Annotated in this window: 9 protein-coding genes; 7 read left to right on the forward strand and 2 right to left on the reverse strand. The window is 62.0% G+C overall.

The genetic code is table 11. From position 1 onward, the window contains the following. Nucleotides 1-8: 8 nt before the first annotated feature. Genes thiB through thiQ form a run of 3 tightly spaced genes read left to right on the forward strand, consistent with a single transcriptional unit; the run spans nucleotide 9 to nucleotide 3,266 of the window. Nucleotides 9-995, forward strand: coding sequence for a thiamine ABC transporter substrate binding subunit (thiB, locus tag BS626_RS10230; protein ID WP_075182292.1), 987 nt, complete (start codon nucleotides 9-11; stop codon nucleotides 993-995). Continuing rightward, a complete protein-coding gene (gene thiP / locus BS626_RS10235) occupies nucleotides 971-2,578 on the forward strand; it encodes a thiamine/thiamine pyrophosphate ABC transporter permease ThiP (RefSeq protein WP_075182393.1) in 1,608 nt (535 codons plus the stop codon). Before thiB ends, thiP begins: the two co-directional genes overlap by 25 nt. Then, nucleotides 2,565-3,266, forward strand: a complete 702-nt coding sequence (gene thiQ / locus BS626_RS10240) for a thiamine ABC transporter ATP-binding protein ThiQ (protein WP_075182293.1) — start codon at nucleotides 2,565-2,567, stop codon at nucleotides 3,264-3,266. The genes thiP and thiQ overlap by 14 nt, the downstream gene beginning before the upstream one ends. Here thiQ and BS626_RS10245 read toward each other — a convergent pair. After that, nucleotides 3,253-4,020, reverse strand: coding sequence for a DedA family protein (locus BS626_RS10245; protein WP_075182294.1), 768 nt, complete (start codon nucleotides 4,018-4,020; stop codon nucleotides 3,253-3,255). The genes thiQ and BS626_RS10245 overlap by 14 nt on opposite strands. A gap of 153 nt (nucleotides 4,021-4,173) precedes the next feature. On the opposite strand from BS626_RS10245, the gene polB reads away from it, so the two are divergent. The 3 genes from polB (at nucleotide 4,174) to rluA (ending at nucleotide 10,273) form a co-directional block, all read left to right on the forward strand. Beyond that, nucleotides 4,174-6,522, forward strand: a complete 2,349-nt coding sequence (gene polB, locus BS626_RS10250; protein WP_075182295.1) for a DNA polymerase II — start codon at nucleotides 4,174-4,176, stop codon at nucleotides 6,520-6,522. Nucleotides 6,523-6,656: 134 nt separating this feature from the next. Then, nucleotides 6,657-9,569 carry an RNA polymerase-associated protein RapA gene (gene rapA, locus BS626_RS10255; protein ID WP_075182296.1) on the forward strand — a complete coding sequence of 971 codons (2,913 nt, stop codon included), beginning with the start codon at nucleotides 6,657-6,659 and terminating at the stop codon, nucleotides 9,567-9,569. Between the two features lie 44 nt (nucleotides 9,570-9,613). Beyond that, entirely contained in the window at nucleotides 9,614-10,273 is a 660-nt protein-coding gene (gene rluA / locus BS626_RS10260) for a bifunctional tRNA pseudouridine(32) synthase/23S rRNA pseudouridine(746) synthase RluA (protein ID WP_075182297.1), read from the forward strand. Nucleotides 10,274-10,310: 37 nt separating this feature from the next. Here rluA and djlA read toward each other — a convergent pair whose 3' ends face one another. Next, a complete protein-coding gene (djlA, locus tag BS626_RS10265) occupies nucleotides 10,311-11,144 on the reverse strand; it encodes a co-chaperone DjlA (protein ID WP_075182298.1) in 834 nt (277 codons plus the stop codon). Nucleotides 11,145-11,328: 184 nt separating this feature from the next. On the opposite strand from djlA, the gene lptD reads away from it, so the two are divergent. Next, nucleotides 11,329-13,689, forward strand: coding sequence for an LPS assembly protein LptD (lptD, locus tag BS626_RS10270; protein WP_371328494.1), 2,361 nt, complete (start codon nucleotides 11,329-11,331; stop codon nucleotides 13,687-13,689). Nucleotides 13,690-13,703: the final 14 nt, after the last annotated feature.

Here is a 13,703-nt window from a genome sequence, read left to right on the forward strand (position 1 = left end):
AACGCAAAGTGCTGAAAATCATACTCCCCCTGCTGATGCTGTTCGCCACCTCCGCGCTGGCGGCAAAGCCGACTCTCACCGTGTATACCTATGATTCATTCGCCGCCGACTGGGGCCCCGGGCCGAAGGTTAAACAGGCGTTTGAAGCAGAGTGCGACTGCACGCTGCAGTTTGTCGCGCTGGAAGATGGCGTCTCGCTGCTGAACCGCCTGCGTATGGAGGGCAAGCACAGCCGGGCCGACGTGGTGCTGGGGCTGGATAACAATCTGGTCAGCGCAGCGCAGAAAACCGGCCTGTTTGCCCCTGCCGGGGTAGACACCGCCGCGCTGGCGGTGCCCGGCGGCTGGCAAAATGCGACCTTTATTCCCTATGACTACGGCTGGTTTGCCTTTGTGTACAACAAGCAGACGCTGAAAAATCCGCCGACCAGCCTGAAGCAGCTGGTGGAGAGCCCGGAAAAATGGCGGGTGATCTACCAGGATCCGCGCACCAGCACCCCGGGGCTGGGGCTGCTGCTGTGGATGCAGCAAGTGTACGGTAAAGATGCGCCGCAGGCGTGGCAGCAGCTGGCGAAAAAGACCGTCACGGTGACCAAAGGCTGGAGCGAAGCCTACGGCCTGTTTTTAAAAGGAGAAGCCGATTTGGTGCTCAGCTACACCACCTCTCCCGCCTATCATCTAATGGAAGAGCACAACGCCAGCTACGCCGCCGCCGACTTCAGCGAAGGCCACTATTTGCAGGTAGAAGTGGCCGCCCGCCTCGCCGCCAGCCAGCAGCCGGCGTTGGCGCAGCGCTTTCTGCAGTTTATGCTGACTCCGGCGTTTCAGCAGTACATCGCAACCGGCAACTGGATGTATCCGGCGACGGCAGTGCCGCTGCCGGCGGGCTTTAATTCGTTAGTTACACCGGCGCACACGCTGGCTTTTAGCGCTGACGAGGTGGCCGCCCGGCGCTCCGCATGGATCGCCGGCTGGCAGCGCGCCCTGAGCCGCTGATGTCGCGCACGCTGATCCCGGGAGCGCTGGCCGCTCTGCTGCTGTGCGGCGTGGCGCTGCTGGCGCTTGGCGCCCTGTGGTCATCGGCGCCGGATGCCAGCCTCTCCGCCCTGTGGCAGGACGACTATTTCTGGCACGTGCTGCGCTTTTCCCTCTGGCAGGCGCTGCTGTCAACGCTCCTGTCAGTCCTGCCGGCGATTGCGCTGGCCCGGGCGCTGTTTCGCCGCCGCTTTCCCGGCCGGACGCTGCTGCTGCGGCTGTGCGCGATGACGCTGGTGCTGCCGGTGCTGGTGGCGGTGTTTGGCCTGCTCAGCATTTATGGTCGCGAGGGCTGGCTGGCGCTGCTGTGTCGCACCATCGGCATTGACTATCGCTTTTCGCCCTACGGCCTCGCCGGCATCCTGCTGGCCCACGTCTTTTTTAATCTGCCGCTGGCCACCCGCCTGCTGCTGCACACGCTGGAGCAGATTCCCGGTGAGCAGCGCCAGCTGGCCGCGCAGCTCGGTATGGCGCCGCTGACCCGTTTTCGCCTGCTCGAGTGGCCGTGGCTGCGCCGCCAGCTGCTGCCGGTGGCGGCACTGATCTTCATGCTGTGCTTTGCCAGTTTTGCCGCGGTGCTGGCGCTGGGCGGCGGACCGCAGGCCACCACGCTGGAACTGGCGATCTACCAGGCGCTGAGCTACGACTACGATCCCGGACGCGCCGCGCTGCTGGCGCTGGTGCAGATGGGCTGCTGCCTGACGCTGCTGCTGCTCAGTCAGCGGCTGAGCAGCAGCATCCCCAGCGGCAGCGCACCGCTCAGCCGCTGGCGACAGCAGGACAGCAGCGCGGCGTCACGGGTGGCGGATACGCTGCTGATTGGCGCCGCCGTGCTGCTGCTGATTCCGCCACTGCTGGCGGTGATGATTGATGGCCTGCATGCCGCCACCGCCCGCGCACTGGCTTCGCCGGCCCTCTGGCAAGCGGTGTTCACCTCGCTGCGCATCGCTATCGGTGCTGGCCTGCTGGCGGTGATGCTGACGCTGATGCTGCTGTGGAGCAGCCGGGAACTGCGCCTGCGCCACCGCCCTTTTGCCGGCCAGCTGCTGGACCTGAGCGGCATGCTGATCCTCGCAATGCCGGGTATCGTGCTGGCCACCGGTTTTTTCATCCTGCTTAACGCCACCGTGGGCCTGCCAACCCGCGCCGACGGAGTGGTGCTGTTTACTAACGCCCTGCTGGCGATCCCGTACGCCATGAAGGTGCTGGAACAGCCGATGCGCGATTGCGCGGCGCGCTATAACCGCCTCTGCCTCTCCCTGGCCATTGGCGGCTGGTCGCGGCTGCGGCTGATCGAGCTGCGCGCCCTGCGCCGTCCGCTGGCGCAGGCGCTGGCCTTCGCCTGCGTGTTATCGATCGGCGATTTTGGCGCGATTGCGCTGTTTGGCAATGCCGATTTTCGCACGCTGCCGTTCTACCTCTATCAGCAGCTTGGCGCTTACCGCAGTCAGGACGGCGCGGTCACCGCGCTGCTGCTGCTGCTGCTCTGTCTGACTCTGTTCACCCTGATGGAAAAACTGGCGGGACGCGATGCTGAACCTTGAAAATCTGACCTGGCACTATCACCACCGGCCGATGCGTTTTTCGCTGCGGCTCAACGCTGGCGAACGCCTGGCGGTACTCGGGCCGAGCGGCGCTGGCAAAAGCACGCTGCTGAACCTGATTGCCGGCTTTTTGCCCGCCCGCGCCGGCCAGCTGTGGATTAACGGCCAGCAGGTCACCGGCGCCCCCCCCGCCCGCCGCGGGGTGTCAATGCTGTTCCAGGAAAACAATCTGTTCACCCACCTGACGGTGGCGCAAAATATGGGGCTCGGGTTAGATCCGGCGCTGCGCCTCAGCGCCGCGCAGCAGCGTGAGGTGGCGGCAATCGCAGAACGGGTAGGACTGACGGATTGCCTGCCGCGGCTGCCGGGAGCCCTGTCCGGCGGTCAGCGTCAGCGCGTCGCGCTGGCCCGCTGTCTGCTGCGCCAGCAGCCGGTGCTACTGCTGGACGAACCCTTTTCGGCGCTGGATCCGGCGCTGCGCGGCGAGATGCTGCAGCTGCTGGATGAGGTGTGCGCCGAGCGGCAGCTGACGCTGGTGATGGTGTCGCACAGCGTGGAAGACGCTGCGCGCATCGCGCGCCGCAGCGCGCTGGTGGCGGAGGGAACGATAGCCTGGCAGGGGGACACCCGCGCGCTGCTCGCCGGCGAGACCCCGGCGGCGGCGCTGCTGGGGATCAGCGTCCGATAAACACCTGCCACAGCAAATGGCGAAACACCGGCATCATGGGATGGAACTGAATAGCCACCAGGCTGCCGATCGCCGCGGTCACGCCGAGCGGCGCCAGCCACTTCAGCCGGGCCGTCGGCAGCCAGCTGCTGGCCCAGTCGCGCCGCTTTGCGCCGCGCACGCCGCGCCAGCCGAGCCACAGGCCCGCCCAGACGATCAGCGCCACCGCCAGCAGCAGCCATTTAAACAGCCCGCTTTGAGCACCGTGCGGCACGTCAATCGCCACCCCGGCCAGAATGCCCGGTAAGAAGTAAAGCGGCGGCCACAGCAGACAGCCAATCAGATTCGGCGGAATGAATTTTTTCAGCGGCAGCTCCAGCATGCCGGCCACCATCGGAATCAGCGGCCGCGTCGGCCCGACAAAGCGCCCGGCGATAATCGTAAACATGCTGTGCTGATGCAGCGCGTGCTCGGTTTTCTGCAGCATCGCATGGTGCTTTTGCAAAAATGACCAGCGATGCAGCGGCCCTTTAAACCTGCGGCCGATGTAAAACGAAATCCAGTCGCCCAGCAGACAGCCGATAATCCCGACGCCCCACGCCGGGTAAAGCCCCATCTGGCCGCTACCAATCAGCGCGCCGAGGGTAGCCATCATCACCGTGCCGGGCAGCAGCAGCCCCACCAGCGCCAGTGATTCTAACAAGGCCACCAGCGCAACCGCCAGCAGCGCCCAGCCCGTGGACTGCGCAATAAGGTGTTCCAGCCACTGTTCCATCTCACTCCGCCGCCGGTTAAAAAAGAAGAGGAATTGTTACGGGAGTAGTTAACAGCGTCAAGGCCGTAATTGTATGGAAACGTCTGGATTGCGCCCGCGGCGCGGGGCTGGTCGCCGCTCACCCTGTATAAATAAACATGATATACTGAGCAGATGCCCGCACAACCTGGTTACCTCCTGACACGCCACTGGCGCGATACGCCGGCCGGCACTGAAATCAGCCTGTGGCTGGCGACCGACGCCGGCCCGCAGCGCGTGGTGCTGCCGCCGCAGGAGTCGGTGGCTTTCCTGCCCGCCGAACAGCGCGCGCAGGCCGAAGGTCTGCTGGCGGCGGAGCGCGGCTGGCGACTGACGCCGCTGGCGCTGCGCGATTTTCGTCAGCGGCCGGTGCTGGGACTGTACTGCACGCAGCAGCGACAGCTGCAGCGACTGGAGCGGCGGCTGCGCGACGGCGGCGTGACCCTGTACGAGGCAGACATCCGCCCACCGGAGCGCTACCTGATGGAGCGATTTATCACCGCGCCGGTGTGGTTTGAGGGGGAAACGCAGGGCGACGATACGCTGAACGCCCGACTGAAGCCCCACCCCGATTACCGCCCCACCCTGAAATGGGTATCACTGGATATTGAAACCACCCGCCACGGCGAACTCTATTCGATTGGCCTTGAGGGCTGTGGCTGCCGCATTGTCTACATGCTGGGCCCGGCTAACGGTGACAACAGCGCGCTGGATTTTACCCTCGAGTATGTCGACAGCCGCCCGCAGCTGCTGGAGCGGCTTAATCAGTGGTTTGCCCACTACGATCCCGACGTGGTGATTGGCTGGAATCTGGTGCAGTTTGATTTACGGGTGCTGCAAAAGAGCGCCGATCGCTATCGGATCCCGCTGCGCCTGGGCCGCCGTCAGGCGCCGCTCGAGTGGCGCGAGCACGGCTTCAAGCCCGGGGTCTTTTTTGCCCAGATGGCCGGGCGACTGATTATCGACGGTATTGAGGCGTTAAAATCGGCCTTCTGGCAGTTTGACTCCTTCAGCCTGGAGGCGGTCTCGCGCGAACTGCTGGGCGAGGGAAAAGCTATCGATAATCCCTGGCAGCGCATGGGGGAGATTGATCGTCGCTTCGCCGAAGACAAACCGGCGCTGGCGCGCTATAACCTGAAAGACTGCGAACTGGTAACGCGGATTTTTCATCATACCGAACTGATGCCGTTTCTGCTTGAGCGCGCCAGCGTGAACGGCCTGGCGGTGGATCGCCACGGCGGCTCGGTGGCCGCTTTTGGCCACCTGTACATTCCGCGCATGCATCGCCGCGGCTTCGTTGCGCCCAACCTTGGCGACGTGGCCCCGCAGGCCAGCCCCGGCGGCTACGTCATGGACTCGCGCCCCGGGCTGTATGATTCAGTACTGGTGCTCGATTTTAAAAGTCTGTACCCCTCAATTATTCGCACCTTTCTGATCGATCCGGTCGGGCTGGTGGTTGGCGAGCGGGAGGTCGATGCCATCCCCGGCTTTCGCGGCGCGCGCTTCTCGCGCCAGCAGCACTGTCTGCCGGCGATCGTTGAACAGATTTGGCAAGGGCGGGAGCGCGCCAAACGGCAGGGAAATGCCCCGCTGTCGCAGGCGCTGAAGATCATCATGAACGCTTTTTACGGCGTGCTCGGCACCAGCGCCTGCCGTTTTTTTGATTCGCGGCTCGCCTCCTCAATTACCCTGCGCGGCCATGAGATTATGCAGCAGACCCGCGCGCTGATTGAAGCGCAGGGCTTCGATGTGATTTACGGCGATACCGACTCGACCTTTGTCTGGCTGAAGCAGGCGCACAGCGAAGCCGACGCGACCGCTATCGGCCAGCGGCTGGTGAGCCACATCAACCAGTGGTGGCGCGATCGCCTGCATTCCACCCTGCAGCTGGAGAGCGCGCTGGAGCTGGAGTATGAAAGCCACTACCACCGCTTTCTGATGCCCACCATTCGCGGTGCCGAAACCGGTAGCAAGAAACGTTACGCCGGGCTGATCCGCGATGGGCAGGGGGAGCGCATGGTATTTAAGGGGCTGGAGACCGTGCGCACCGACTGGACGCCGCTGGCGCAGCAGTTCCAGCAGGCGCTGTATTTGCGCATTTTTAAAGGCCAGCCGTACCGGGAGTTTATTCTGGAGACGGTGGACCAACTGATGTCCGGCGCGCTGGACGCGCAGCTGGTATACAGCAAACGGCTGCGCCGGCCGCTCGACGATTATGAACGTAACGTGCCGCCGCACGTGCGGGCCGCGCGGTTAGCCGATGAGCAGCACCGCAAACAGGGGCGCCCGCTGCGCTACCAGAAAGGCGGTAAAATACGCTACGTGATGGCCACTTCCGGGCCGGAACCGCTGGAATGCCGCGTCTCACCGCTGGATTATGATCACTATCTGATCCGCCAGCTGCAGCCGGTGGCCGAGGGGATCCTGCCGTTCGTCGGCGACGATTTTGCTACACTGATCACCGGACAGCTGGGGCTGTTTTGACAGGTGACGAACGCGCCGCCTTCCAGTACCATAGCGCCCTTCCTGAATGCTGACGCACAAATCCCAACCGGACCACCTGCACCGGTTGCAGGCTGTTATCTCAAAATCACTTACGCAAACAGAGCCACACATCTATGCCTTTTACACTTGGTCAACGCTGGATCAGCGATACGGAAAGCGAGCTGGGACTGGGAACGGTCGTCGCCGTCGATGCACGCATGGTTACCCTGCTCTTTCCCGCAACCGGTGAAAACCGTCTTTACGCCAGAAATGATTCTCCCGTCACCCGCGTGATGTTTAACCCGGGCGACACCGTGACCAGCCATGAGGGCTGGCAGCTTCAGGTCGACGACGTACTGCATGAGCAGGGGCTGGTGACATACACCGGTACGCGTCTCGATACCGGCGAGCAAAACGTGGCGCTGCGCGAGGTGATGCTCGACAGTAAGCTGGTATTCAGTAAGCCACAGGATCGGCTGTTTGCCGGCCAGCTGGACCGCATGGATCGCTTCGCCCTGCGCTACCGGGCGCGCCGCTATCATAGCCAGCAGTATCGTCTGGATATCAGCGGCCTGCGCGGCATGCGCACCAACCTGATCCCGCACCAGCTGCACATCGCTCACGACGTGGGTCGCCGCCACGCGCCGCGCGTTCTGCTGGCCGACGAAGTCGGGCTGGGTAAGACCATTGAGGCCGGAATGATCATTCACCAGCAGCTGATGGCCGGTCGCGCCGAGCGCGTGCTGATCATTGTGCCTGAAACCCTGCAGCACCAGTGGCTGGTGGAGATGCTGCGCCGCTTTAACCTGCGCTTCGCGCTGTTTGATGATGCGCGCTATAACGAAGCGCTGCATGACAGCACCAACCCGTTTGATACCGAGCAGATGATCATCTGTTCGCTGGATTTTGTGCGCCGCAATAAGCAGCGTCTGACCCAGCTGGCCGAAGCCGACTGGGATCTGATGGTGGTCGATGAAGCTCACCACCTCGCCTGGGAAGAAGAGGCGCCGAGCCGTGAATATCAGGTCATTGAACAACTGGCCGAGCAGGTGCCTGGCGTGCTGCTGCTGACCGCCACGCCGGAGCAGCTGGGGATGCAGAGCCACTTTGCCCGCCTGCGCCTGCTCGATCCCGATCGCTTCCATGATTTTGCCGCCTTTGTCGAGGAGCAGCAGCACTTCCGTCCGATCGCCGATGCGGTTGGCCAGCTGCTGGCCGATCGGCCGATCGACCGCGAGCAGATGAATCAGATCGGCGAGCTGATGGCCGAACAGGATATTGAGCCGCTGCTGCAGCGCGCCAACGGTGAGGGCCATGAAGATAACACGCGCGCGGCACGCCAGGCGCTGATCAGCATGCTGATGGATCGTCACGGCACCAGCCGCGTACTGTTCCGCAACACTCGCCAGGGGGTAAAAGGCTTCCCGAAACGTACGCTGCATCAGATCCGCCTGCCGCTGCCGACGCAGTACCAGACGGCCATCAAAGTCTCCACCATCATGGGCAATCGCAAAAGCGCCGACGAGCGCGCCCGCGACATGCTCTATCCGGAGCAAATTTATCAGGAATTTGAAGGCGACAGCGGCACCTGGTGGCACTTCGATCCGCGCGTCGAGTGGCTGATGGGCTATCTCACCGGGCACCGCGATGAAAAAGTGCTGGTGATCTGCGCCAAAGCCGCCACCGCACTGCAGCTGGAGCAGGTACTGCGCGAACGCGAAGGCATCCGCGCGGCGGTCTTCCACGAAGGCCTGTCGATTATCGAACGCGATCGCGCGGCGGCGTGGTTTGCGTCGGAAGAGGATGGGGCGCAGGTGCTGCTCTGCTCCGAGATTGGCTCAGAGGGGCGCAACTTCCAGTTTGCCAGCAAGCTGGTGATGTTCGATCTGCCGTTTAATCCGGATCTGCTGGAGCAGCGCATTGGCCGTCTGGATCGTATTGGTCAGGCGCACGACATCGACATCATGGTGCCCTATCTGGAGAAGACCGCGCAGTCGGTACTGGTGCGCTGGTTCCACGAAGGGCTCGACGCCTTTGAACACACCTGTCCCACCGGCCGCGCACTCTACGACCAGGTCTATGATGCGCTGGTCGGCTGGCTGGCGGCGCCGGAACATCTCGACGGTTTTGACCACTTCATCGTCGACTGTCGCGCCCGTCACGACGCGCTGCGCACGCAGCTGGAACAGGGCCGCGATCGCCTGCTGGAACTGAATTCCAACGGCGGCGAACAGGCACAGCAGCTGGCCGAACGCATTGGCGAGCAGGATAACGACATTGAGCTGGTCAACTTTGCGCTGAACCTGTTTGATATCGTCGGGATTAACCAGGAGGACCGCAGCGATAATCTGATCGTGCTGAAGCCTTCAGATCATATGCTGGTGCCGGACTTTCCCGGCCTGCCGGAAGAGGGCTGCACCGTTACGTTTAATCGCGAGCAGGCGCTGTCGCGTGAAGATGCTCAGTTCATCACCTGGGAGCATCCGATCGTGCGCAACGGGCTGGATCTGATCCTCTCCGGCGATACCGGCAGCTGCGCGCTGTCGCTGCTGAAGAATAAGGCGCTGCCGGTAGGCACGCTGCTGGTGGAGATGATTTATGTGGTGGAAGCGCAGGCGCCGAAGCATCTGCAGCTAACCCGCTTCCTGCCGCCGACGCCGCTGCGCCTGCTGCTGGATGCCAAGGGAAATAACCTGGCAGAGAAGGTCGAATTTGAAAGCTTCAACCGCCAGCTGAATGCGGTTAACCGCCACACCGGCAGTAAGCTGGTGAATGCAGTGCAGCAGGACGTGCATGCCATCCTCAAGCTGGCCGAAGGTCCGGCGGAAGCGCAGGCACGCGCGCTGATTGCGGCGGCGCGCAATGAGGCGGCCGAGCAGTTAGGTAGCGAACTGTCGCGCCTCGACGCCCTGAAAGCCGTGAACCCGAACATCCGTGAAGATGAGATTGAGGCGCTGGAAAGCAACCGCAGTCAGGTGCTGGCGGCGCTGGATGACGCCGGCTGGCGGCTGGATGCGCTGCGCCTGATTGTCGTTACGCACCAGTAATCACCCTGCCCTCCCCGAGTGGGGAGGGCATAAGCGAGCAACCTATGTTGATGGAACCCTATTTTCCCGCCCGCGACCCCTGGCTGGTGATCCTCTATCAGGACGATCACCTGCTGGTGGTGAACAAGCCCGCCGGCCTGCTGTCGGTGCCTGGCCGGCTTGACGCGCACAAAGACAGCGTGATGACGCGTATTCAGCGCGATTTTCCTGCGGCCGAGTCGGTGCACCGGCTGGACATGGCTACCAGTGGGGTGCTGGCCGTGGCGCTGACCAAAGCAGCAGAGCGCGAGCTGAAGCGTCAGTTTCGCGAGCGCGAACCGCAAAAGCACTACGTGGCGCGCGTCTGGGGACATCCGCAGGCGGATGAGGGGACCATTGACCTGCCGCTGATCTGCGACTGGCCCAACCGGCCTAAGCAGAAGGTGTGTCATGAAACGGGAAAAGCGGCACAAACTGACTACGTGGTGTTGTCACGCGAAGAGGATAATAGCGCGCGCGTGCGCCTGACGCCAATCACCGGCCGCTCGCACCAGCTGCGGGTTCATATGCAGGCGCTGGGGCATCCGATTCTCGGCGACCGCTTCTATGCTACGCCCGAGGCGCTGGCGATGGCGCCGCGGCTGCTGCTGCACGCCGAAAAACTGACCCTCACTCACCCGAAATACGGTACGCCAATGACGTTCAGCGCGCCGGCAGACTTCTGACGGCGTCCGGCGCCCGTTTTCAGGGCGCCGCTGCCCGCTACTTGATATTCTTTTCGCGCTTGATCAGATCGTAAGCGGCCTGAATCTCCTGCGCTTTCTGCTTAGCCATCTCCATCATCTGCGGCGGCAGCCCTTTAGCGACCAGCTTGTCCGGATGGTGCTCGCTCATCAGCTTGCGGTAGGCGCGCTTAATGGTGGCGGCATCATCGCTGCTTTTTACCCCCAGCACGCTGCAGGCATCCTCCAGCGTCGGTCCACGCTGCGCCTGCTGGTAGCCACCGCCGGCACCGCCGCCCCAGCTGCCCTGCCGGGAGTGGCCGCCGCCAAACTGCTGGCCGCCCTCCATCATGCGCAGGAACTGATCGAACTGCAGGCGGGAGATGCCCAGCTCTTCTGCAATCACGTACAGGACCTGGCGCTCATTCGGGTGCAGCTGGCCGTCGGCAAAGGCGGCCTGAATCTGGATTTCCAGAAACATGCGAATCAAATCGAAGCGGCCAAAGCAGGCGCTGCGCAGCTCGCGCAGCTTATCGCGCAGCGGATACTGCCCCTGCTTACCGACGCGAAATGCCCGCTGGGCGGCGGCGCGCGCCTCACCGTGCAGTTGCATCCGCTCCATCAGCAGCGAGGCGGTTTGAATATCGGTTTCGGTCACCCGCCCCTTGGATTTGGTCAAATGCCCCATGACTTCAAAGGTGGTGCGAAAAAACAGCGTCTGTCGCGCCTGCTGATTGGCAAAGTACCCCTGCCCCTTCGCGCTGCGCGATTTATCAACCAGATGTCCGATCAGCAGGCCAAGCACGATGCCCCACAGGCCCAGGCCGGAAAAAATGCCGATAACCAGACCGAGAACTTTACCCCAATAGCGCATATACTCCTCAAATCGCCATGTCGTTGGCTAAAAATTGCATTATCATACCTGTCATTTAACTCAGCGCCTAACGGCAGTTCGCTGAAAACGGGCAGGATAACGCTGGCACAACCAGGTTGAGTGCGTTAGTCTCTGACCGTTTATCGGCATGATGCCTGCTATCACGGAATTTTCGATACCGCGAATGAAAAAACGACTCCCCACATTGCTGGCCACGCTGATTGGCTCAGCCCTTTACAGTCAGTCTGGCCTGGCGGATGATTTACAATCCCAGTGCATGCTGGGCGTGCCCAGCTTTAACCGCCCGCCAGTGAATGGCAACGCCGATCAACTGCCGGTCACCATCAATGCCGACCAGGCGACCGGCAACTATCCCGATGACGCGGTATTTACGGGGAAGGTTGACGTTAAGCAGGGCAACAGCCGGTTGCAGGCGGATGAAGTACAGGTCCACCAGCGACAGCCCAACGGGCAGGACGCGCCGGTACGCACCGTCGATGCGCTCGGCAATGTGCACTATGACGACGATCAGGTGATTTTGAAAGGGCCAAAAGCGTGGTCCAATCTGAACACCAAAGACACCAACGTCTGGAACGGTAATTATCAGATGGTGGGACGTCAGGGCCGCGGCGTTGCCGATCAAATGAAGCTGCGCGGCGATAACCGCTACACCATTCTGGAAAACGGTTCATTTACCTCGTGCCTGCCCGGCGATAACAGCTGGAGCGTGGTCGGCAGTGAAGTGATCCACGACCGCGATGAGCAGGTGGCTGAGATCTGGAACGCCCGCTTTAAGCTGGGCGCGGTACCGATTTTCTACAGCCCCTATCTGCAGCTGCCGGTGGGCGATCGCCGCCGTTCGGGCTTTCTGATCCCCAACGCCAAGTACGGCAGTAACAGCGGCTTTGAATTTACGCTGCCTTACTACTGGAATATCGCGCCGCAGGCCGATGCGACCATTACGCCGCACTACATCAGCCGCCGCGGCCTGCAGTGGCAGAATGAGTTCCGCTACCTGACCCGCGCCGGCGCCGGCCTGATGGAGCTGGACTACCTGCCCTCGGACAAGATTTATGAAGATGAGCGGGCGAAGAACGGTGAGGACTCTAAACGCTGGCTCTTCTACTGGCAGCACGCCGGCGTTTACGATCAGCACTGGCGCTTCAACGTCGACTATCTGAAGGTCAGCGATCCCTATTACTTTACCGACCTGACCTCAAACTACGGCTCCACCACCGACGGCTATGCGGCGCAAAAATTCAGCATCGGCTACGCCGACACCAACTGGAACGCCACGCTCTCCACCAAGCAGTTCCAGGTATTCCCGGAACAGGCAAGCAATAACGTCTATCGCGCCGAGCCGCAGCTGGATATTAACGCTTACCAGAATGATATCGGGCCATTTGACGGACACATCTATGCTCAGGCAGTGAAGTTCACCAACGTGAACGACCGCCTGCCGGATGCCACCCGTCTGCACGCTGAGCCCACCCTCAGCCTGCCGCTGTCCAACGGCTGGGCCAGCCTGAATACCGAAGCCAAACTGCTCGCTACCCATTACGAGCAGGATGATCTTGATTACTATAACACCACTTACAACCCATCATCACCGCTGGCCAGCTCGGTTAACCGCGTGATGCCGCAGTATAAGGTTGACGGCAAGCTGGTGTTCGATCGCGATATGAACTGGGCGGAAGGCTACACCCAGACGCTGGAACCGCGCGTGCAGTACCTGTATACGCCGTATCGCGACCAGAGCCAGATTGGCCTGTACGATACCACGCTGCTGCAAACCGACTACACCGGTCTGTTCCGCGATCGCGCCTACAGCGGTCTTGACCGCATCGCTTCCACCAACCAGGTGGCGACCGGGGTCACCACGCGAATTTTTGATAACGACCTGGTTGAACGTTTTAACGTTTCCGTGGGTCAAATCTACCAGTTTACGCCGTCCCGCGTGGCGCCGCGCTCAAGCGACAGACTGGCAGAGGATGATACCGGCAGCCTGATTTGGGCCGGTGACACCTACTGGAAAGTGAGCGATCGCTGGGGCATCCGCGGCGGTATGCAGTATGACACGCGCCTGGACAACATTGCTCAGGGTAACGCCGTACTGGAATACCGCCGCGATGCCGACCGGATGCTGCAGCTGAACTACCGCTACAGCAGCCCGGAATACGTGTCTACCGCGCTGAACCGCGACATCACCAAAAACCCGATTTATGAAAACGGGATTTCACAGGTGGGTGCCACGGCAAGCTGGCCGATCGCGGACGCCTGGTCCGTGGTCGGTGCGTACTACTACGACACCAAATCGCGACAGCCGGCCGATCAGCTGGTCGGCGTGCAGTACAGCTCGTGCTGCTATGCGATTCGCGTCGGCTATGAACGCAAGATAACCAGCTGGGATAACGAAAACCTGAACAGCAAATACGACAACCAAGTGACGTTCAATATCGAACTGCGCGGCCTGAGCCCGAATTACGGCCTGGGCACCGGCGAGATGCTGCGCTCCGGCATTCTGCCTTACCAGCGCGCATTCTGATCGTAGATTGAATG

Source organism: Pantoea sp. 1.19, from assembly GCF_001922585.1.
Taxonomy (GTDB): Bacteria; Pseudomonadota; Gammaproteobacteria; order Enterobacterales; family Enterobacteriaceae; genus 1-19.

What these genes read in the sequence shown, in the direction of transcription:
- lptD (WP_371328494.1), top strand. Translation starts at nt 11,329, where the DNA reads ATGAAAAAACGACTCCCCACATTGCTGGCCACGCTGATTGGCTCAGCC.
- polB (WP_075182295.1), top strand. Translation starts at nt 4,174, where the DNA reads ATGCCCGCACAACCTGGTTACCTCCTGACACGCCACTGGCGCGATACG.
- rapA (WP_075182296.1), top strand. Translation starts at nt 6,657, where the DNA reads ATGCCTTTTACACTTGGTCAACGCTGGATCAGCGATACGGAAAGCGAG.
- rluA (WP_075182297.1), top strand. Translation starts at nt 9,614, where the DNA reads ATGTTGATGGAACCCTATTTTCCCGCCCGCGACCCCTGGCTGGTGATC.
- BS626_RS10245 (WP_075182294.1), bottom strand. Translation starts at nt 4,020, where the DNA reads ATGGAACAGTGGCTGGAACACCTTATTGCGCAGTCCACGGGCTGGGCG.
- djlA (WP_075182298.1), bottom strand. Translation starts at nt 11,144, where the DNA reads ATGCGCTATTGGGGTAAAGTTCTCGGTCTGGTTATCGGCATTTTTTCC.
- thiQ (WP_075182293.1), top strand. Translation starts at nt 2,565, where the DNA reads ATGCTGAACCTTGAAAATCTGACCTGGCACTATCACCACCGGCCGATG.